Origin of the sequence: Actinomadura rugatobispora (genome assembly GCF_042656285.1) — a bacterium.
GTDB lineage: Bacteria > Actinomycetota > Actinomycetes > Streptosporangiales > Streptosporangiaceae > Spirillospora > Spirillospora rugatobispora.
On sequence record NZ_JBHSON010000030.1, the window covers coordinates 87,305 to 106,986 of the forward strand.

The 19,682-nt window shown below is 72.1% G+C and carries 18 protein-coding genes and 3 tRNA genes; 10 read left to right on the top strand and 11 right to left on the bottom strand.

Features of this window, described 5'->3' with window-relative positions:
* Nucleotides 1–216: 216 nt before the first annotated feature.
* Entirely contained in the window at nt 217–753 is a 537-nt protein-coding gene (locus tag ACFPZN_RS22050) for a dihydrofolate reductase family protein (RefSeq protein WP_378283972.1), read from the bottom strand.
* A gap of 175 nt (nt 754–928) precedes the next feature.
* Between ACFPZN_RS22050 and ACFPZN_RS22055 the strand changes: the two genes are divergently transcribed.
* Entirely contained in the window at nt 929–1,594 is a 666-nt protein-coding gene (locus tag ACFPZN_RS22055; RefSeq protein WP_378283973.1) for a TetR/AcrR family transcriptional regulator, read from the top strand.
* A 446-nt stretch (nt 1,595–2,040) separates the two neighbouring features.
* On the opposite strand, the gene ACFPZN_RS22060 is transcribed toward ACFPZN_RS22055, so the two are convergent.
* From ACFPZN_RS22060 to ACFPZN_RS22070, 3 genes are all read right to left on the bottom strand, one after another.
* Nucleotides 2,041–2,117 (bottom strand) — tRNA-Thr (locus ACFPZN_RS22060).
* 1 nt (nt 2,118) lies between these two features.
* Nucleotides 2,119–2,189 (bottom strand) — tRNA-Phe (locus tag ACFPZN_RS22065).
* Nucleotide 2,190: 1 nt separating this feature from the next.
* A tRNA-Gln gene (locus ACFPZN_RS22070) sits at nt 2,191–2,261 on the bottom strand.
* A 186-nt stretch (nt 2,262–2,447) separates the two neighbouring features.
* On the opposite strand from ACFPZN_RS22070, the gene ACFPZN_RS22075 reads away from it, so the two are divergent.
* From ACFPZN_RS22075 to ACFPZN_RS22090, 4 genes are all read left to right on the top strand, one after another.
* A complete protein-coding gene (locus ACFPZN_RS22075) occupies nt 2,448–3,143 on the top strand; it encodes a TetR/AcrR family transcriptional regulator (protein ID WP_378283974.1) in 696 nt (231 codons plus the stop codon).
* Between the two features lie 32 nt (nt 3,144–3,175).
* A complete protein-coding gene (locus tag ACFPZN_RS22080) occupies nt 3,176–4,186 on the top strand; it encodes an LLM class F420-dependent oxidoreductase (protein WP_378283975.1) in 1,011 nt (336 codons plus the stop codon).
* Between the two features lie 25 nt (nt 4,187–4,211).
* Nucleotides 4,212–5,054 (top strand): SMP-30/gluconolactonase/LRE family protein, encoded by an 843-nt coding sequence (locus ACFPZN_RS22085; protein WP_378283976.1) that lies wholly within the window; start codon nt 4,212–4,214, stop codon nt 5,052–5,054.
* Between the two features lie 82 nt (nt 5,055–5,136).
* Nucleotides 5,137–6,030: a helix-turn-helix domain-containing protein gene (locus ACFPZN_RS22090; protein WP_378283977.1), complete on the top strand. Its 894-nt coding sequence runs from the start codon at nt 5,137–5,139 to the stop codon at nt 6,028–6,030.
* An 8-nt stretch (nt 6,031–6,038) separates the two neighbouring features.
* Here the strand turns inward: ACFPZN_RS22090 and ACFPZN_RS22095 are convergent, their stop codons facing one another.
* From ACFPZN_RS22095 to ACFPZN_RS22105, 3 genes are all read right to left on the bottom strand, one after another.
* Nucleotides 6,039–7,121, bottom strand: coding sequence for a phosphotransferase (locus tag ACFPZN_RS22095; protein WP_378283978.1), 1,083 nt, complete (start codon nt 7,119–7,121; stop codon nt 6,039–6,041).
* Nucleotides 7,118–8,224, bottom strand: a complete 1,107-nt coding sequence (locus ACFPZN_RS22100) for a TIGR03857 family LLM class F420-dependent oxidoreductase (RefSeq protein WP_378283979.1) — start codon at nt 8,222–8,224, stop codon at nt 7,118–7,120. The genes ACFPZN_RS22095 and ACFPZN_RS22100 overlap by 4 nt, the downstream gene beginning before the upstream one ends.
* Before the next feature lie 74 nt (nt 8,225–8,298).
* Complete coding sequence (locus tag ACFPZN_RS22105) at nt 8,299–9,903, bottom strand: acyl-CoA synthetase (RefSeq protein ID WP_378283980.1); 1,605 nt, start codon at nt 9,901–9,903, stop codon at nt 8,299–8,301.
* Between the two features lie 180 nt (nt 9,904–10,083).
* Between ACFPZN_RS22105 and ACFPZN_RS22110 the strand changes: the two genes are divergently transcribed.
* Together ACFPZN_RS22110 and ACFPZN_RS22115 are read left to right on the top strand one after the other, a co-directional pair.
* Entirely contained in the window at nt 10,084–10,884 is an 801-nt protein-coding gene (locus tag ACFPZN_RS22110; protein ID WP_378283981.1) for an enoyl-CoA hydratase/isomerase family protein, read from the top strand.
* Between the two features lie 334 nt (nt 10,885–11,218).
* Nucleotides 11,219–11,797 (top strand): hypothetical protein, encoded by a 579-nt coding sequence (locus tag ACFPZN_RS22115; protein ID WP_378283982.1) that lies wholly within the window; start codon nt 11,219–11,221, stop codon nt 11,795–11,797.
* Between the two features lie 20 nt (nt 11,798–11,817).
* Here the strand turns inward: ACFPZN_RS22115 and ACFPZN_RS22120 are convergent, their stop codons facing one another.
* Nucleotides 11,818–13,014 (bottom strand): acyl-CoA dehydrogenase family protein, encoded by a 1,197-nt coding sequence (locus ACFPZN_RS22120; protein ID WP_378283983.1) that lies wholly within the window; start codon nt 13,012–13,014, stop codon nt 11,818–11,820.
* A gap of 143 nt (nt 13,015–13,157) precedes the next feature.
* On the opposite strand from ACFPZN_RS22120, the gene ACFPZN_RS22125 reads away from it, so the two are divergent.
* Complete coding sequence (locus ACFPZN_RS22125) at nt 13,158–14,027, top strand: LLM class F420-dependent oxidoreductase (protein ID WP_378283984.1); 870 nt, start codon at nt 13,158–13,160, stop codon at nt 14,025–14,027.
* Nucleotides 14,028–14,126: 99 nt separating this feature from the next.
* Here the strand turns inward: ACFPZN_RS22125 and ACFPZN_RS22130 are convergent, their stop codons facing one another.
* Entirely contained in the window at nt 14,127–15,254 is a 1,128-nt protein-coding gene (locus ACFPZN_RS22130; RefSeq protein WP_378283985.1) for an acyl-CoA dehydrogenase family protein, read from the bottom strand.
* Entirely contained in the window at nt 15,251–16,198 is a 948-nt protein-coding gene (locus ACFPZN_RS22135) for an amidohydrolase family protein (RefSeq protein ID WP_378283986.1), read from the bottom strand. Before ACFPZN_RS22135 ends, ACFPZN_RS22130 begins: the two co-directional genes overlap by 4 nt.
* A 313-nt stretch (nt 16,199–16,511) precedes the next feature.
* On the opposite strand from ACFPZN_RS22135, the gene ACFPZN_RS22140 reads away from it, so the two are divergent.
* Both ACFPZN_RS22140 and ACFPZN_RS22145 read left to right on the top strand, forming a co-directional pair.
* The gene (locus ACFPZN_RS22140; RefSeq protein WP_378283987.1) at nt 16,512–17,576 is read left to right on the top strand and encodes an aminoglycoside phosphotransferase family protein; all 1,065 of its coding nucleotides are present in this window, start codon (nt 16,512–16,514) and stop codon (nt 17,574–17,576) included.
* A 130-nt stretch (nt 17,577–17,706) separates the two neighbouring features.
* Nucleotides 17,707–19,320 (top strand): AMP-binding protein, encoded by a 1,614-nt coding sequence (locus tag ACFPZN_RS22145; RefSeq protein WP_378283988.1) that lies wholly within the window; start codon nt 17,707–17,709, stop codon nt 19,318–19,320.
* Nucleotides 19,321–19,384: 64 nt separating this feature from the next.
* Here the strand turns inward: ACFPZN_RS22145 and ACFPZN_RS22150 are convergent.
* Nucleotides 19,385–19,682: thiolase C-terminal domain-containing protein (locus ACFPZN_RS22150; protein ID WP_417281727.1), on the bottom strand; the 298-nt coding region annotated here is incomplete at its 5' end.

Consider the following 19,682-nt stretch of genomic DNA (forward strand, 5'->3'; position numbering starts at 1 on the left):
TTGGGGGCCACCAGCCAGGCGCCGTCAGCGGGATGGGCAGTGCGGGGCCGGCCGACGGCGGGCGTCCATGTTGGCTGCCGTGAACAATCAGGGGAGAACGGCCGCGCCGGCGGACAGGCTCGGGTGGAGGTCCGGTCAAGGCGAATCGTGCGCGGTAGTGCTGTGAGGGAATTGCGGGCACGGATGGGTGCTGCTCCGCCGGAGAGCGGAGTCATGTCACCCGGTCGGGGCGTAGATCTGGTTGTTCACGCCGGTGGTGAAGGTCTCGGATGTGTCAAGGCGCAGTTTGATGGTGTCGAGGCCGTCGAACCAGCGGGCTCCTTTGCCGACGATGATGGGATGGACGAAGAGCTGCAACCGGTCGAGCAACTGCGCCTTGAGCAGTGACCGTACGAGGGTGAGGCTGCCGGTCACCGCGATGTCCTTGCCCTCGGACGCCTTGAGCGCCCGGATCCCGGCGGGTATGTCACCGCTGATGATCTCGGTGTTGTTCCAGGTGGCTTCGGTCAGGGTGGTGGTGACGACGTACTTCTTCTGGCCGTTCATGAAGTCGGCGAACTCGTCGTCGCTCGACGGCCAGTAGGCGGCGGACTGCTGGTACTGGACGCGGCCCAGCAGCATCGCGTCGGAGGCGGCCATCGCGGCGCCGACGGCTTCGCCCATCTCGTCGTTGAAGTAGGGGAAATGCCAGGTGTCGGGGTCTTCGGCGACGCCGTCCAGCGAGACGAACAGACTTGCGGCGATCTTGCGCATCGGATGCTCCTCGGACTGGTTGATCCCGCGCGGGGATCGGTGGAACGAGCCGGTCGCCCAGCTCGCGTCTGGGGGGTGAACCGTACCGTACGGTACTAGAGGGTGAACCGTACGGTACTGTACGACCATGGGGGTGTCAATCAGTCGCCCCGGGCGCGAACCAGGAGGGCCGAGAATGCCGACAGCCGACACCTCCCACACGGGAGCCCGCGCGGGCGGCGAGGACGGTGCCGCCGCGCAGACCCGGCGCCGGATCATGGACGCGGCGTTGGAGGTGTTCCTGCGCGACGGCTACGTGGGCGCCAAGACCGACGAGATCGCCTCGACCGCGGGGGCGTCGAAGCAGACGATCTACAAGCACTTCGGCCGCAAGGAGAATCTGTTCGAGCAGATCGTGCTCGACCGCCTCAGCGACATCGGGGAGATCTTCCAGACCGCGATGAGCGAACTGGCGGCCACCAGCGACGTCGAGGCCACTCTGCGGGCGGTCGCGCGGGAGTTCGTGCACACCCTCACGCAGCCGTCGTCCCTGCGGGTGCGCCGCCTCGTCATCGCCGAAGCCAGCCGCTTCCCCAAGCTCGGCCGCGCCTACTTCGAGGCGGGCCCCGAACGCGTGCACGCCGCGCTCTCGTCGTGCTTTGAGGTACTGACCGGCCGCGGGCTGCTGCGGACCGCTGAACCCGTCCTCGCGGCCAACCACTTCACCTGGCTCGTCATCTCCGTCCCGGTCAACAAGGTGATGTTCTGCGGCGACGACATCCGCTTCCGCCCGGAGGAACTCGATCACTACGCCGACGAGGCCGTCCGGGTCTTCCTCGCCGCCTACCGCGCACCCGAATAGCCACCGAGCAAGGAAGAGAACCAAGGAGCCGGAGGTACCGGTCGACGGCACGGACGGCCGGGTGTCCGAACCGCACGGTGCGCTCCTTGTTTCCCTTCCCTCGTACGAGGACCTCGCGGCGGAGCGGGTCAGGCCAGTTCGAAAAGCCCGAGCCCGGTGGCCTTGAGCAACCTGGCAAGCTCCTCCTCGTGGGACCACCACGTGAAGAACTGCTGCAGCGCTCGGTACTGATTGCCGGCTAACCGTCGGAGAAGTTCTCCAACAACCACACCGTTCGCGCACGGATGTCGTCGGCGGTCACTTCGTCCCAGTCCGTGTGCACTGAACGGGCCGGATCCGGGTTCCTCGACGGTGGTGTTCACATTGGCTGAAAGTTTTCCTCTGTTCGAGCGGTGTGAACCTGCGGCCATCACGTCGTTGTCCGTGTTCTCGCTGGTCAGAGGAGGTGGAGCCTTCGGCCGGGGTCGAACCGGCGACCTTCCGCTTACGAGGCGGGTGCTCTGGCCTGCTGAGCTACGAAGGCGTGGCTCCTCGAGGAATCGAACCTCGGCCTCCTGGGTTTCGACCAGGCGCTCTTTCACTGAGCTAAAGGGCCGCTGAGGAACCAGGATTCGAACCTGGATCGCCGCGTCCAGAGCGCGGTGTGCTGCCGTTGCACCATTCCCCACCGATCACTCACCACTGTGCCGTGTGGGCTTTAATCTGGGCAACGCATTATTTTCCGGGTACCGGTCCGGCGAGGGCGAAGCTCAACTTCGATGTCGAATTCGGTAGACTGGGCCCGTGAGCACCGGGGGGCCGAGGGGTCGGGACGCGCAGCGCGGCGGTAATTCTTCTTGGGAGAGGGCCATCCATGTCTGAAACGAGCAACCGCAGGACCGCGCTGTCGAACGCCAGTCGAGGGCGGCGCGGCGGGGAGGGGAAGGAGAAGCGCCGCGGCACCGGCCGCACCAGCCGCGGCCGCCAGACCAGGGCCCAGCTCGTCGAGGCGGCCAAGGCGGTGTTCGAGCGGGACGGCTTCCTGCATGCGCGGATCGCCGACATCTGCGACGCGGCGGGGGTCTCCCACGGCTCCTTCTACACCTACTTCGTGTCCAAGGAGGAGATCTTCAAGGAGGTCGCCGACGCGGTCGAGCTCGATCTCCTCACGCTCGAGCCGGCTCCCGCCGACGCGGACCCCCTCCAGCGCATCCGCGCGGCGAACGAGCACTACCTGCGGGTGTACCGTGCCAACGCCAAGATCATGAAGGTGATCCACCAGGTGGCGACGATCGACGCCGAGGTGCGCGAGACGCGCCTGCAGCGCCAGGACGCCTTCGCGCGGGCCATCGAGCGCCGCATCCGCCAGCTGCAGGACGCCGAGCTCGCCGATCCGGAGGTGGACGCCGGGTACGCCGCCCACGCGCTCGGCGGCATGGTCGCGCACTTCGCCGATCATCTCTTCAACACCGGCAACACCGCCGGGTTCGACCTCGCCACCGCGACCGACCAGCTCACGCGCATCTGGACCAACGCGGTCGGCATCCGGGACGACGTAACTCGAAATTGACGTCAATATTGCGCGGCACTTATCGTGTCGGCATGCCATCACCGAAGCTCGGGCTGAGCCTCACGGGGTTCCAGAAGACGGGGCGTTCGCTCACGGCCACGGCCCAGCGGGCCGAGCAGCTGGGGTACGACTCGGTCTGGTCCGCCGAGGCATGGGGACACGACGCGTTCACGCCGCTGGCCCATGTCGCCGCCGTCACCAGCCGGCTGCGGCTCGGAACCGGCATCGCCCAGATGGCGGCGCGGACGCCGGCCGCGACGGCGATGACCGCGCTGACACTTCAGGAGCTGTCGGAAGGGCGCTTCACCCTCGGGCTGGGGGTGTCGGGGCCGCAGGTCATCGAAGGATGGCACGGGGTGCCGTACCACCCGCCCGTGCGGATGACGCGCGAGTACCTGACCGTGCTGCGCAAGGCGCTGGCCGGGTCCGAGCGGCTCGAGTTCTCCGGCTCGTTCTTCGAGATCCCCTACAGCGGGCCCGGCTCGACGGGGCAGGGGCGCCCGTTGCGGACGACCGTCCGGCCCGAGGCGGACACGCCCATCCTGGTGGCCGCCATGGGGCCCAAGAACGTGGCCATGGCGGTCGAGGAGGCCGACGGCCTGCTCCCCTACCTGTGGAGCCCCACCCGGTGGCAGGACACCTGGGGAGAGGCGCTCAAGAAGGCGCCCGAGGGATTCCAGGTGGCCCCCACCGTGCTCGCCTGCGTCGGGGACGACATCGCGGCCTGCCGGGACCGGGTGCGTCCCCGGATCGCGCTGCACATCGGCGGGATGGGCTCGCGGTCGAAGAACTTCTACGCCTCGCTGGTCTCGCGCTACGGCTACACCGAGGAGGTGCGGCGCATCCAGGACCTCTTCCTGGGCGGCGAGCGCGCCAAGGCCAGTGCCGCCGTTCCCGACGAGCTGGTGGACGATCTGGCGCTGGTGGGCCCGCCCGCCCGGATCAGGGACCAGCTCGCCGTGTGGCGGGAGGGTCCGGTCACCACGCTGATCGTCGAGCCCGCCGAGCCCGGGATGCTGGAGTCCGTCGCGAGCGTGTGGTGAGGCCGCGGGAACGGAGACCTGACTCATGACGACGCTCGGCGCCCCCGAGCTCCTCGCCGGCGGGTTCGTGTTCGCGGAGGGCCCTCGGTGGCGCGCCGGGGAGCTCTGGTTCTCGGACATGCACGGCGAGGCGGTCTACTCGACGACGTCGCGCGGCGAGACCACGCTCAGGCTGGAGATGCCGGGCGAGAAGCCGTCGGGCCTCGGTTTTCTCCCGGACGGTTCGGCGCTGATCGTGTCCATGGCGGAAAGGGCGCTGCTCCGGCTCGCCCCGGACGGGTCGCGCTCGGTCCACGCACGTCTGGGCGAGCTGGTCGCGGACGAACTGAACGACATGGTGGTGGCCGCCGACGGAACCGCGTACGTCGGCAGCTATCCGACCGAGCCCGACGCGGGGGTCCTCGTCCGGGTCGCCCCGGACGGTTCCGCGTCCATCGCGGCCGAGCGCCTGGACTTCCCGAACGGTTCGGCGCTCTCCCCGGACGGGCGGACCCTGATCGTGGCCGAGTCCAAGGGCAGGCGCTTCACCGCCTATGACGTCGACGGCCGCGACGGCCTCGTCCGGCGCCGCGTCGTGGCGACCACTCCGGACGCGGCGCCGGACGGCATGGCGCTCGACGCGGAGGGCGCCATCTGGGCCGCGTTCCCGCTCGCCCACGAGTTCCGGCGGATCCTGCCCGGCGGCGACGTCACCGACCGCGTCCACGTCGGCGACAGGATGGCCATCGCCTGCGTTCTGGGGGGCGATGACCGGCGGACGCTGTTCCTGCTGTCCGCGTCCGACTGGAACGCCGGGAACCTGGCGGGAGCGCGGACCTCCGTCATCGAGACGGTGCGCGTGAGCGTGGCCGGCGCCGGAGTGCCCTGACATGCTAGTATTCAAGCACTGTTGCATGAAACCATAGCAATGTGCCCTCGGCCAGGTCAGGGGCGCCCCAGGGGGCTGAAGCGTGCCCATCAACCCGTCGCCAGCCGTTCTCCGCGCGAGCCAGTTGCTGTGGCACCTGGCCCGGCGGCCGGCGGAGTCGTACTCGGTCTCCGAGCTCGCCAGGATCTCCGACATTCCGCGCGCGACGTGCGACTCCATCCTGCAGGCCCTCGCCGAGAGCGGCCTCGTCGTGCGCCGGGAGCCCGAACTCCGGTACGGGCTGGGCGGCTTCTGCATCGCGCTGGGCGACGCCGCCCGGCAGGCCAATCCGATCCTCAACGCCGCGAGTGAGGAGGCGGAAGAGCTGGCGCGCAGGCTGAACGCGTGCGTGGCGGTGTCGGCGCCGGTGGCCAACGAGACCCGCGTGATGGCGGTGTCGGACTGGGGCCCGCCGCTGGGGCTCCGCCCGCGTCCCGGCCAGTCCATGCCGCTCGTCCCGCCGTTCGGCGCCGTGTTCGTCGCGTGGGACGACGCCGACGCCGCCGCCTGGCTGGCCCACGCCGGCGAGAACCGGCCCGACGAGCATCCGGAACGGTGGCGGAAGGCGCTGGAGGCCATCCGCCGCCGGGGCTACAGCGTCTCGCTGACCCGTGACCGGGCCTCCGGCCCCGCGCCGGACTTCGACACGCTGCTCACCATGACGGACGCCGGGGACGCCCGGCGCCGCCGGGACGAGCTCGTCGGGCTGATGCAGCACACCGAGTACTTCGCCACGGCGATCGACGACGCGGCGACCGTCCGCCTGACGCAGATCTCGGCGCCGGTCTTCGACGCCACCGGGCGCGCTGCCGCGTCGCTGATGCTGCTGGGCCCCCAGCACGAGATCACCGGCGGGGAGCTGGAGGCCCTCGGCCGGCAGGTCCTCGAAGCCTCCCGGCGTGCCACCAAGGCCGCCGGCGGCGGCAGCGGCGCCTGACCCCGCGCCTAGGCCGACAGCAGGTCCAGCGTTCCGAGCTCGCGGATCGCGGCGCACGTGTGGGCGGCCATGGACAGGAACATGCGGTCGGAGTCGGCGGTGCGGGGGCCGCTCGCGCTGATGCAGCCGATCACGGTGATGAGCGGCCCCTGCAGCATCCCGCGCCGGTAGTCGTCGAAGCAGAGCTCGGCGGGGTAGTCCGCGACACCGTGGTGGACGAGCCGCTCGTGGTACGCGCCGACGAGCACCTCCTCGTGCGGCCGCCGGATCTCCGGGGGGAGCGCCGTGGAGAGGAAGTAGGCGAGGTCCCGGGCGGGGAATCCGGCCTCCAGGGTCTGCCAGTCGACCGCCAGCACGTCGTCCTCCGGGCCGAACATGAGGTTGTCGAGCCGGTAGTCGCCGTGGATCAGGGTGCGCCGGGTGAAGGTGTGCCGTCCCCAGTCGGCGACCGCGCCGGCCGTGCGGTGCAGCGTGTCGACGTCCTCCGGCGAGAGCTCGGCCCGGTACCGGTCGACGAAGGCGGCGGTGGCCTTGGCCAGCATCTTCGCCATGATCGCCATGCCGGACGCGTCGAGGCTCCGGAGCCAGGACGAGCCGTGGTCGAGGCGCTCGTCGTTCCAGAACGAGGCGTGCAGCCCGGCGAGGTTCCGGACGGCCGCGGTGGCCTGCGCCAGGGTGCACCCCTCCGTCTGGCGGCCCGGCAGCGCCGGGTGGGCGTCCTCAAGCACGAGGGTGAAGCTGCGGGCGTCGGGGCTCATCTCGGCGCTCCAGCAGCGGGGAACCCGGATCGCGGCGCTGGAGGCGAACGTCCTGTAGAAGCCGACCTCGCTCCGGTAGCCGGGCGCCAGCCGCTTCCTGACCTTCTCGGGCCCGGCGGCCATCTTGAGCACGACGGTCCGGGGGACGCGCGCGTCCGCTCCTCCGCGCTCGGGCCGGACGTCCAGGTGGAAGCGGTAGCTGGCGCCGGTCTGGCCGGTGCCGATCGGCTCGAACCGCAGCCGGGCGACCTCGACGTCGGCGCCACCCGCCCGCAGGACCTCGGTGAGCCAGGCGGGGGTCACCTCCGCCGGGTCGTCGACGAACGCCGTCATCGCATCCTGCCCGGGTTGGCCGGCAGCCTCTTCAGCGCGGCCGGGCGGATCTTCCCGTACTCGGCGACCACGCCGCCCAGTTCGTCCGGGGTGGCCCCGTGCATGATCACGCCGGTCACTCCGAGGTCGAACTGCCGCACCACCTCCTCGGCGCACCGGCGGGCGGTGCCGGTCGCGCTGGTCTCGAACCACTCCGGCGGGATCAGCGACGCGATGTGCTCGAGTTCCGCGGTGGTGGCCTTGGCGTCGATGGCGCCCCGGAACCCGCTGATCAGCGGGTCCGCCCGGAACCGTGCCAGTGCCGCGGGATCCCAGTCGTTGACGCGGACCATGAGGTCGCCGTAGCCCTGCAGGTAGGAGGCGAGCCGGCCGACCGTCTTCTTCAGCCGGCGCTCCTCCGGGATCTCGTCGGACACGGTCGCCAGGACCGACCAGACCCGGACCTCGGCGGGGTCGCGTCCCACGGAGGCGGCGCCGCGGGCGACGGCGGCCAGCGCCTTGGTCACGGCGGCGTCGGAGTAGAACGTGTGCAGGACGACCCCGTCCATGCACCGTCCGGCGAGTTCGAGCGAGCGCGGGCCGAGCGCGGCGAGCATCACCGGCACGTCCTCGTCGAAGTCGGGGTCCTGGTGAAGGTAGGGGTACGTGCCCGCCGGGCCGTCGTGCCGAAGCACCGCGTCGCCGCGCCAGAGCCTGCGCATCACCCCGACGAAGTCCTCGATCTGGTCGCTCGTGATGGGGTCGAGGCCGACCGCGCGGAAGAAGCGGTCGAAGCCGCGGCCGAGGCCGAGGGCGAACCGGCCGCCGGTGAGGCGGTGCATGGTGGTGGCGAACGTCGCGGTGACGATCGGGTGCCGGGTGTTGTGGTTGGTCGCGCCCGTGGCGATGCCGATCGACTCGCTGACCGCGCCGGCGGCGCCGGACAGGGTGGCGGCCTCTTTGGTGGCGAAGCGCTCGGAGATGAAGGTGGCGCCGATGCCCAGGCGCTCGGCGCGGCGCACTTCGCCGATGAGGTCGCGCGGGGTGTCGCTGTGGCCGGCCAGCGTGTAGAAGCCCAGTTCGGCGTACTGCTCGGCCGGCGGCGGGGCCTGGTCGTCGGGCATTGGCTGCATCTCCCGGTTCGGTGGCTACGGGCGGCGGGTGACGGCCCGGTGTTCGAGGGCGCCGCGTCCGCGGCTCATCGCGCGCCGCCGGGCGGCTCGGGCGAGGGCCGGGGGGCGCCCGGCGACGGCGCGGCCATCCGGTCCAGGTAGTCCTGGCGCAGGGGAAGCTTGTAGAGCTTGCCGGTGGGCAGCCGCGGGAGCTCCGCCCGGAAGTCGATGACCCGGGGCACCTTCGGCCCGGCCAGGCGTTGCCTGGCATAGGCCCGCAACTCCTCGGCCAGCCCGGGTGTCGGCTCCACCCCGTCGGCCGGCTGCACCACCGCGTGCACGTACTCGCCCATCTCGGCGTCCGGAAGGCCGAAGACCGCGACGTCGACCACGTCCGGATGCCCGACCAGGCACGACTCGACCTCGGCGGGGTAGACGTTCACCCCGCCGGTGATGATCGTGAACGCCCGCCGGTCGGTGAGGAAGAGGAAGCCGTCGTCGTCGACGTAGCCCAGGTCTCCCAGCGACGACCAGTTCTCGTGCGCGGGGTGGCGCGCGGACCGCGTCTTCTCGGGGTCGTTGTGGTAGTCGAAGACCGGCCTGTCCTGCTCGAAGTAGACCAGGCCGGTCGATCCGGCGGGCAGTTCGGCGCCGTCGGCCGCGCAGACGCGGATCCTGCCGGAGACCGCCCGGCCGACCGATCCGGGGCGCTCCAGCCACTGCGCGGAGTCGATCACGGTCATGCCGGCGCCCTCGGTGCCCGAATAGTATTCGGTGACGATGGGCCCGAGCCATTCGATGACCTGCCGCTTCACCTCGACCGGGCACGGGGCGCCCGCGTGCACGACGCGCCGCAGGCTGGACAGGTCGCAGGACCGCCGGACGTGCTCGGGAAGCTTGAGCAGCCGCACGAGCATGGTCGGGACGGCCTGCAGGTGCGTGACCCGCTCCCGTTCGATCAGTTCGAGCATCTCGCGGGCGTCGAACTTCTCCATGACGACGAGCGTGGCGCCCAGTTCGTGGACGCCCCTCGCCCAGCCGAGCGGGGCGGCGTGGTAGAGGGGCGCGGGGCAGAGGTACACCGACGTCTCGTCCATGCCCGCGACCTGGCGGCACATGGCGGCGCTGCGCGCTCCCGCGGGGTCGTCCACGTCGACCCCGGGCAGCGGGCGTTTGATGCCCTTGGGCCGGCCGGTGGTCCCCGAGGAGTAGAGCATGATGTCGCCGCGCGTCCGGTGGGGCGGGCTCCCCGCTGGCACGGTCTCCAGCGCGCTCTCGTACGACTCGAATCCCGCGGCCTCGCCGCCGATCACCAGCCGCGTCCCGCAGGCCGCGCCGCCGTCGCCGCGGACGGCCGCCGCCGCGGTCTCGGCGAGTTCGGCCGTCGTCACCAGCGCCGAAGCGCGCGAGTCGCGCAGCATGTAGGCGACCTCGTCCACGGTCGCGTAGCGGTTGATCGCCGTCAGGTACAGGCCCGAGCGCATGGCCGCCCACAGCACCTCGCAGTAGCGCGGGTGGTTCTCGGCCAGCACCGCGACGACGTCGCCGGTGCGCAGCCCGCGCGCGTGGAGCAGGCTCGCCAGCCGGGACGACCGGTCGTCCAGTTCCCGGTAGGTCACCCGCCGCCGGCCGCGGCCCATGACCACGGCCGGCTTGTCGGGGACGGTCAGCGCGTGGGTGCCGGGATGCACATGCCCTCCAGCCTCGGCGGTCGCTCTTCGGCGTGCGGACCGCGGTGGACGCACGAAGCGTATGTTGATGTCGATGTCGATATCAAGGGTAGGGATTCAGGCGTTCCGGGATTGACCGGGACGAGCGGTTCCAATAATTTCGACGTCGATATTGCTTTTCTTACCGTGGAGGGTGCGCGAATGGGGCCGACCGAGTCGGATGAGCTCCTGGTCACGCTCGACGCCGGGGTGCTGACCCTGGTGCTCGACAGGCCCGCGTCGCGCAACGCCCTGTCGCTCCGCATGCTCGACGCCCTGGCGGCGGCGCTCGACGACGGGCTGGAGCGCGAGGACGTCCGGGTGATCGTCCTGACCGGCGCCGGCAGCGCCTTCTGCGCGGGCGGCGACGTGGCGACGTTCGCCCGGGGCGAGAGCATCTTCGGCCCGATGGACGAGCCCGGACAGCGGCTGAAGCGGCAGACCGAGAGCCAGCGCGCGACCGTGGTGCGGCTGTGGGAGTCCCCCAAGCCCACCATCGCGCTCCTCAACGGGCCCGTCGTCGGCGCGGGCCTGGGTCTCGCCCTCGCGTGCGACCTCCGTATCGCGGCCGCGTCCGCGGTGCTGCGCACCGGCTTCGTCCGCGTCGGCCTCGCCGGGGACTTCGGCTGCTCCTGGCTGCTGACCCAGGCGGTCGGCGCGGCCAAGGCCAAGGAGCTGCTGTACCTCTCCGAGACCGTTCCGGCGGAGAGCGCGCGCGAGTTGGGCCTGGTCAACGAGGTCGTCGCGGACGAGCGGCTCACCGAGCGGGGCATGGCGATCGCCCGGCGGCTGGCGGAGGGTCCCGGAGAAGCGCTGGCGGCCGTGAAGGCGAACGTCGCGAACGCCCTGCGGAACGGCCTCGCCGAGTGCGCCGACGACGAGGTGCGCGCGCATGTCCGGCTGCTCGGATCGCGGTATCACCGCGACGCCGTCGCCGCGATGGCGCGGCGGCGCTCCACCTGACCCACGCGGCGCCCCGCCTGAAGGCACACGGCGCTCCACCTGAAGCCACGCGGCGTTCCAGCCGAAATCGTGCGGTTTCCCAGCCGGAGCCGTACGGCGTTCCGGCGTTCGCGCACGCTGCGCGCCCGCGGGCCGTCCCCCCGGAGACGAGCGGGCGCCCAGAGCCCCTTCGCCGTCTTGACTCGGCTTCAGCACTCCAGCATTATTTGATGTCGACGTCAAAATTGATCCCCGGACGGGCTCGGCCCGGCGGCCGGAAGGAGCGTGCGGCGGCCTCTGCTGGACGACACCTCGCGCCTGCCCGACCATCGCCTCTCACTCAGGAAACGACGCCATGGTTGCCCGCCCCCTCCGCTTCGTAGACCGGTGCGCGCACGGAGCGCACCGCCCCTCCGGTGCCCCGGCCGACGAACCGCTCCGCGACACGTTGAAGCAGCGGCTGGCGGTGGTCGCGCCGAACACCGCAGAGGCGGTGCGGTTCGTCGGCGGCTGGCTGTTCGACCAGGTGATGGAGGGGTGGGACGCCACCGTCTTCCGTGCGGACGAGGACGACGAACGCCCCCTGCAGATCATCGGGGCCCGCGGGGGCGCCCTGGAGCAGGCGATGGCCGCGCCGCCCCGCGGCGCGCGGCGACAGGCCATCGCGGTCCACACCGAGCTCTACCATCACGACCCGCGCATCCGGCGCATGGTGCTCGACGCCCTGGACCAGCGGTCCGCCGCCGTGAGCCTCTGGGGAGACCTGCGCACGGCGGGCGGCGCCGAGCCGCCCTGCTCGGTGCGCTACCGGCTGAGCGCGGCGGCCCGCGCGTTCAAGGCGCAGGCGCTGGCGGCCGCGGCCGTCGCCGTGGGCGCGGAGGACCCGGTCGAACGGTTCGTCCACATCGAGCCGCTGCGCTTCAACCCCATCTGAGGGGCCGGCGGGCCGCCGGGTCAGCGGGGCAGGCCGAGTCCCCGCTCGGCGATCACGTTCCGCTGGATCTCGTCGGTGCCCCCGCCGAGCCGCAGCCCCGGGGCGAACAGCAGCCGCTCGATCCACGGCGCCGCGTCGGGGTCGTCGGCCACCGTCGCCGCCGTGCCCAGGATCTCGGTGGCCGCACCGGCGGTGAGCCGGGCGTGCTCGGAGTAGAGCAGCTTGGTCACCGGCCCGGCCGCGGCGACCTGGTGGCCCGCCGCGATCCTCGACCGCAGCAGGTCCAGCACCCGCTCGCGGATCACGGCGGCGGCCAGCAGGTCCTGGACGGCGGTGTCGTCCGACCGCCCGAGCCGCCTGGCCAGCCCGACGAGCTGGGTGGCCGACCGCGCGCTCGTCCCGCCGCCGATGGCCGCCCGCTCGCTGGCGAGCATCGTCTTCAGCACGGCCCACCCCTCCCCCAGGCCGCCGATCAGCCCGCTCTCGGGCACGAAGGCGTCGTCGAGGAAGACCTCGTTGAAGTGGTAGCCGCCGGACATCTGGCGCAGCGGGCGGACGTCGACCCCGGGCTGCGCCATGTCGAGCACGAAGCACGACAGCCCGGCGCTGCGCTCCTCCCTGGTCCCGGTCCGGGCGATGAGGAGCGCGAACTGCGCGCTGCCCGCGTGGGAGGTCCACACCTTCTGCCCCGTGACCGACCAGCCGCCGTCCACCGCGCTCGCCCTGGTCTGCGCGCCGCCCAGGTCCGAGCCCGCCCCCGGCTCGGAGAGCAGCTGGCACCAGCCGTGCTCGCCCCGGAGGATGGGCGGGAGATGGGTGACCCGCTGCTCGTGCGTGCCGTGCGCGAACAGGACGGCCGGGACCATCTCCAGCGCGACGGCGAACATCTTGGTCGACACGCCCCACCTGGCCTGCTCTTCGGCGACGACCTCGTCCTGCCACGCGGGCGCTCCGCGGCCGCCGCACCCGGCCGGCCACGACCGGCCGGCCAGGCCGGCGTCGAACAGCCGGCGCTGCCATCGGCGCGTCACGGTCAGGGCGTGCCGCTCCTGCTCGTGGTACTCCTCCAGGGTGCGCGCGTTGACGACGTGCACGGCGGAGAAGTCCTCCGGCGACCCCTTCCGCGGCGCGTTGGCCTCGAACCAGGCGCGCACGTGGGCCTGGAACCCCTCCCGGTCGAGAGCGCTCTCGGGATCCGGAACCTGTGAGTCCGACATCGGGTCTTCGCCTCCATAGTTCTCGGCGCCCGCCATCGACGGCCTCCGGGCCGCCCGTGCGCGGGCAACATGCTAACTTCGATGTCAACTTCGATATTGCGATCCGACGCGGCGCGGACCCGCGCGGCGGATGGGAGGGCTTGATGGAGTTCGGTGTGCATCTGGGCGCGGTGAACCCGCGGCTGTGGGTGGAGGTGGCCGAGGAGGCGGATCGCCTGGGGTTCGAATCGCTGTGGGTCCCCGAGCACCTGGTCGTGCCGATCGCGTCGGCGGGGAGCCCGCACGAGGGCGCGGACCACCCGCCCATCCCGTCGGACATCCCGGTCTTCGACGCGATGGCGGTGCTGTGCCACCTGGCGGCGCGCACCACGCGGATCCGCCTGGGCACCTGCGTGTACAACATCGGCCTGCGGCACCCGTTCGTGACGGCCCGCGCGGCGGCCACGGTGGACGTGTTCTCCGGCGGGCGGCTGGCCTTCGGCATCGGCGCCAGCTGGCTGCGCGCCGAGTGGGAGGCGGCGGGACTGGACTTCGACCGCCGCGGCCCTCGGGTGGACGAGGCCATCGACGTCTGCCGCCGCCTGTGGAGCGACGAGAAGGTCATCGAGCACCACGGCGAGTTCTTCGACTTCGGCCCCACCGCGTTCGAGCCCAAGCCCGTCCAGCGGCCCGGCCCCGCGCTGCACATCGGCGGCGACGGAGCAGCCGCCCTGCGCAGGGCGGCCACCGTCGGCGCCGGCTGGATGCCGATGAACCACTCCCTGGAGGAACTCCCCCGTTCCCTGGACCGGCTGAAGGAACTCGCGCAGCGCGAAGGACGCACCACCCCGATCGAGGTCACGCTGCCCGGCCTGCCCGGCGCGACGCTCAACCACCAGGAAGACCTCGAGCCCTATACCAAGGCCGGCGTCACGCGCCTCATCGTCGCGCCCTGGACCCGTTCCCGCGAAGCGCTGGACGGGCTGCGCCGCTTCGCCGGCGAGTTCCTCGAGCCCGCCCAGGTCTCCGGCTGAGGCGGGACCGGAACCGGAGCGGGCTCCTCGCGACGCCGGAGCCCCGGTGGCCGCCAGAGCGGCCGCCGGGGCGCGGCGGGTGCCCGGTGTCACTCGGCGTCACGCGTCCGGGCGGGCGAGCAGCCGCTGGACGAGTCGCCGCCGGTGGTCGGCCGCGTGCCCGAAGAGCACCTGCGAGCTGTGCGCGCGCTTGAGGTAGAGATGCGCCGGGTGCTCCCAGGTGACCCCGATCCCGCCGTGGATGTGGACGTTCTCGGCCGCAGCGCCGACGAAGGCGTCACCGCAGCAGGACTTGGCCAGGTCCGCCGCCTCCGGGAGGTCGGGCGGGCTCCCGGCCGCGGCCCACATGCCGTGGTAGGCGGCCGAGCGCGCGGACTCGACGCCGATGTGCATGTCGGCGAGCTTGTGCTTGACGGCCTGGAAGGAGCCGATGGGCCGGCCGAACTGCACGCGGGTCTTGGCGTACTCGACGGCCATCTCGAGCACCCGCGCCGCCCCGCCGGCCTGTTCGGCGGCCACGGCCACGGCGGCGAGGTCGAGGACGCGCTCCAGTACCGGCCAGGCCCTTCCCTCCTCGCCGACCAGGCGGGCCGGGGTCGAGTCGAAGGTAATGGCGGCCTGCTTGCGCGTCTGGTCGAGGGTGGCCTGCGGCTCGCGGCGCACGCCGGGCGCTTCGCCGTCGACCGCGAACACGCTGATCCCCGCGTCCGTCCGGGCGGCGACGAGGAGGAGCGAGGCCGTGCCGCCGTCGAGCACGAAGCTCTTCGTGCCGTCCAGCGTCCATCCCCGCGTGCCCCGGACGGCGGTCGCGGTGACGCCGCCGGCGTCCCAGCGGCCGGACGGCTCGGTCAGCGCGAGCGTGGCGACGGTCGAGCCGGCGGCGATGCCCGGCAGGTACTCGCGGCACGCCTCCTCGTCGTCCAGGCCGAGCAGGGTCGACGCCGCCAGGACGACGGTCGACAGGACGGGCGCGCACAGCAGCGCGCGCCCCGCCTCCTCCAGGAGGATCCCCACTTCGACAAACCCGCAGCCGGCGCCGCCGTACTCCTCCGGCACGGCCAGCCCGGCGAGTCCGAGCTCGCCGGCGAGCCGCCGCCAGACGTCGGGGTCGAAGCCCTCCTCGGTGTCCATGAGCCGCCTGACCTCGGCCTCGGGCGAGGTCTTGTCGAAAAAGTCGCGCACCGTCCGGCGGAGCTCGTCCTGCTCCTGCGTGAACGCGAGATTCACGGGGTCTCCCGCCCGCCCGCGGCCCCGGCCCCGTCCAGGCCGAGCACCCGGAGGGCGTTGTTCCGCAGGAAGTTCGGCCACACGTGGTCCTTCAGGGGCACCTGGGCGAGTTCCGTCATGATGCGGTCCAGGGTCAGGCCCATCGGGAAGTAGCCGCCGTAGATGATCTTGTCCGCGCCGCGGGTGTTGGCGTAGTCGATGATCTCCGCGGGGTAGTAGCGCGGCGCGAAGGCGCTGGTGGAGTAGTACAGGTTCGGCCACTTGAGCATGAGCTTGACGGCCAGGTCGGTCCAGGGCTCCGCGCCGTGGCGCATGACGAACACCAGTTCCGGGAAGTCGTACATGACCTGGTCGATGAGCTCGACGCGCTGGACCATGGAGGGCACCCGCGGACCCGCGATGCCGACCGTCACGAAGACGGGGATGCCCAGCTCGACGCACTTGGCATAGACGGGGTACATCTGCGGCGCGTCGATGGCGAGCTGCGGCAGCAGACCGTGCGGGTAGAGCGACGCCGCCCGCACACCCCACTTCTCGTGGGCGCGCACCAGGTCGCGGATGCCGTCCATGCCCCGGTTGGGGTCGCAGCTCCAGGAGCCGACGAACCGGTCCGGGTGCTCGGCGAGCGCGCGCCCGGCCAGCTCCTCGTTCGCGCTCACGCTGACCAGGCCGACGTCGACGCCGTGCCGGTCCATCTCGCCGAGGACCAGCGCGACCGGGTCCACGTCGCCGTCGGCGTGACCGGCGGGGATGTCGTGGAACATGTACTGCGCCGGCATCTCGAACTCGTCGCGGGACTGCCGGTCGCGGAGCACCGTCCGGATCTGCCGGTACAGCGCCGCGGGGTCCTGGGGGAAGCCGATCATCGTGTCGACCACCCCGACCCCGAACGGCCGGGGCCGGTCGGACGCGGCGGGCGGGTCCGTCGGGAACTGTGAGGCCACCTCAACGCCTTTCGTGGTACCGCTGCACTGACACCGCACCTCCGGCCGGAACGGAGGGTGACGTCCGCGCCGCCGCCGGGGGTGGTCGCCGGCCGGACGGCTACGACGATAGCCCCGGGAGGCGATCGATGTCGACATCGATATTGACGATGCGCCGGATTCCACGGACACTGGAGCCCGCCGGCTGGGGCTCGCCCCTCATCCGGACCAGGATGCTGAGCGGGTGCTCCTGGGCGCGCGAAAGGCGAGGCGGCCTTCCAGGCATCTCCTCCGCGTTCTATGACACTCGAATCCCACCCCCCGAAGAGGTGTCATGTCTTCACCGAACGAGCAACTCCTCCCGGTCCCCCGCACCATGGACGACCTCCTGTCGCCGGCGTGGCTCAACCGGGCGCTCGCCGGCCGGTTCCCCGGCATCGACATCACCCGGGTCACGCCCGGCCCCGTGGTGAGCCGGGTGTCGACCAACGCCCGCTTCCACATCGAGAGCGCGAACGGCCTCCCTCCGGGCCTGTCGCCGAACCTGTGCGGCAAGGGCTACTTCTCCGACGCCGGCTGGTCGGCCCGCCAGGCGGGGGTCTTCGAGGTGTCCTTCTACCGGCACCTGGCGGAGGCCAGCGGCGTCCGCACCCTGCGCAGCGTGTACGCCGACATCGACGCGGAGACCCAGCACGGCGTGGTCATCACCGAGGACGTCGTGGCCCAGGGCGCCACGTTCCTCGACGCCACCAGCGAGTACACGCCGGAACTGGCGGCGGAGAGCCTCGCCGAACTCGCCCGGCTGCACTCCGCGACGTGGGGCGACCCGGCCGTCGCCGAGGCCGGGTGGCTGGAGTCGCGGCTGGACTCCTACATGGGGCAGCGGGGCCTCAAGGAGATCCGCGGCAACTTCGAGAGCGAGATCGGCGCGGGCGTCCCGGAGGAGGTCCGCGACGCCGAGCGGCTCGTCGCGGCCTACAAGGCGCTGGCCGAGCAGACCCGCGGCGCGTCGCCCTGGTCGGTGATCCACGGCGACGCCCATGTCGGCAACCTCTACCTCGACGGCGACGGGCGGCCGTCCTTCCTGGACTGGCAGCTGGTGCAGCGCGGGCCGTGGTACATCGACGTCGGCTACCACCTCGCCTCCGCGCTCACCGTGGAGGACCGCCGCGCGAACGAGAAGGACCTGGTGCGCCACTACCTCGACCGGCTCACCGCGGGCGGCGTCGAGGCCCCGTCCTGGGACGAGGCGTGGCTGGGCATCCGCCGCGGCATCGTCCACGGCTTCTACCTGTGGGGCATCACCCTGAAGGTCGCCCCGGAGGTGACGAGCGTGCTCCAGCACCGGCTCGGAACCGCCGCCGCCGACCACGACGCCTTCGCCGCGGTGGGGGCGTGAGATCCCCCGCCTCTGGCGTACGGCCGGCGGCGGCGCGGCCGGCCCGCGGCGGGTCTTGACACCCCGCCGGGCTCTGCCAGAGCATCGAACTCGACATCGAACTTGATAATCTTCACGAAGAAAGAGGGCCATGACGACGGTCGGTGAACTGCTGCGGGAGCGGGCGGAGGGCGACGGCGACGCGCTGCTGATCGGCGACGACCGGTGGACCTACCGGCAGCTGCTGGAGGAGTCGGCCCGGCGGGCGGCGCTGTTCGAGGAGATGCGCGAGCAGGGGCGGCCGCCGCACATCGGCGTCCTCCTGGACAACGTGCCCGACTACGTGTTCTGGCTGGGCGCGGCGGCGCTCTCGGGCGGCGTGGTCGTCGGCGTCAACGCGACCTACCGGGGCGACCAGCTCGCGCAGCTGGTGCGGCACACCGACTGCGGGCTGATCGTCACCTCCTCCGGCCACCGGCCGCTGCTCGACGGCGCCGACACCGGACTGGGCGCCGACTGCGTCCTCCTCGTCGACGACCCCGAGTACGCCGCGCGGATCGCCGGCCACTCCCCCGAGCCGCCCGACCGGCGGGTCCGGGACGACGACCTGCTCCTGCTGATCTTCACCTCCGGCTCGACCGGGCTGCCCAAGGCGGTGCGCTGCACCCAGGGCCGGCTCGCCCGCACCGGCGCCCACGTCGCCAAGATCGCCGAGCTCGGCGCGGAGGACACCGTCTACTCCCCGCTGCCGCTCTTCCACTCCAGCTCGCTGTTCACCGGCTGGTCGTCCACGCTGAACGCGGGGATCCCGTTCGCGACCCGGCCCAGGTTCTCCGCGTCCAACACCCTGCCGGACCTGCGCCGCCACGGCGCGACCATGCTCACCTACACCGGCAAGGTCCTGAACTACATCCTCGCCACCCCCGAGCGGCCCGACGACGCCGACAGCCGGCTGCGGCTGGCCGTCGGGAACGAGGCCTCGGCCCGCGACATCCGCGAGTTCGCCCGCCGGTTCGGCTGCAACGTCCGCGACAGCTACGGCTCCACCGAGGGCATCATCATCGTCCGGCGCGACCCCACGATGCCCGAGGGCGCCCTCGGCACCGCCGACCCGACGGTCAAGGTGCTCGACCCGGGGACCGGAAAGGAGTGCCCGCCGGCGCGGTTCGGCCCCGACGGGCGCCCCCGCAACCTCGACGAGGCCGTCGGCGAGATCGTGGAGACCGCGCCCGGCGCCGGCTTCGAGGGCTACTACAAGAACGAGGAGGCGACGCGGAGCCGGTTCCGCGACGGCGCCTACTGGTCCGGGGACCTCGCCTACCGCGACGCCGACGGCTGGCTCTACTTCGCCGGACGGTCGAACGAATGGCTGCGCGTCGACGGCGAGAACTTCGCGGCCGCGCCCGTCGAGGCCATCATCGCCCGCCATCCCGACGTCCGCTCCGTCGCCGTCTACGCCGTCCCCGACGACCCGGTCGGCGACCGGGTCATGGTGGCCCTGGAACTGCGCGGCGACGCCGGGTTCGAGCCGGAGGCGTTCGACGCGTTCCTCGCCGGGCAGCCCGACCTCGGCACCAAGTGGCTGCCGGCCTTCGTCCGCGTCACCGCCGAGCTCCCCAAGCTCGCCAGCATGAAGATCGACAAGATGCGGTTGCGGCGCGAGGCCTGGCGCTCGGACGGAGTCGTCTGGCGCCCGGCGAAGGGGCAGCCCCTGCGGCCGCTGTCCGACGCCGACCGGGACAGGCTCGCCCCCCTCCTCCCCTGAGCGGAGACGCCAACGGGCAGGAAGCCGTCATGGTCCGGCTTCCTGCCCGTTCGGCTTGCGCGTGTCAGACGGAGAGGATGGAGACTCCGGCGGTGCCGGGTGCTCCGTAGAGCTGTGCGTAGCCGACCCGGGGCTGGCCCGGGACTTGGCGTTCTCCGGCCTGGCCTCGGAGTTGGAGTACCAGTTCGTGGACCTGGCGCAGGCCGGAGGCGCCGATGGGTTCGCCGTTGGCGATGAGGCCGCCGTCGGTGTTGACCGGCAGCCGCCCGCCGATCTCGGTGGCGCCCTCGGCCAGCAGCCGCTCCTGCTCGCCATCGGCGCACAGGCCGTTCTCGGCCATGTGGATGATCTCCGCGCCCGCG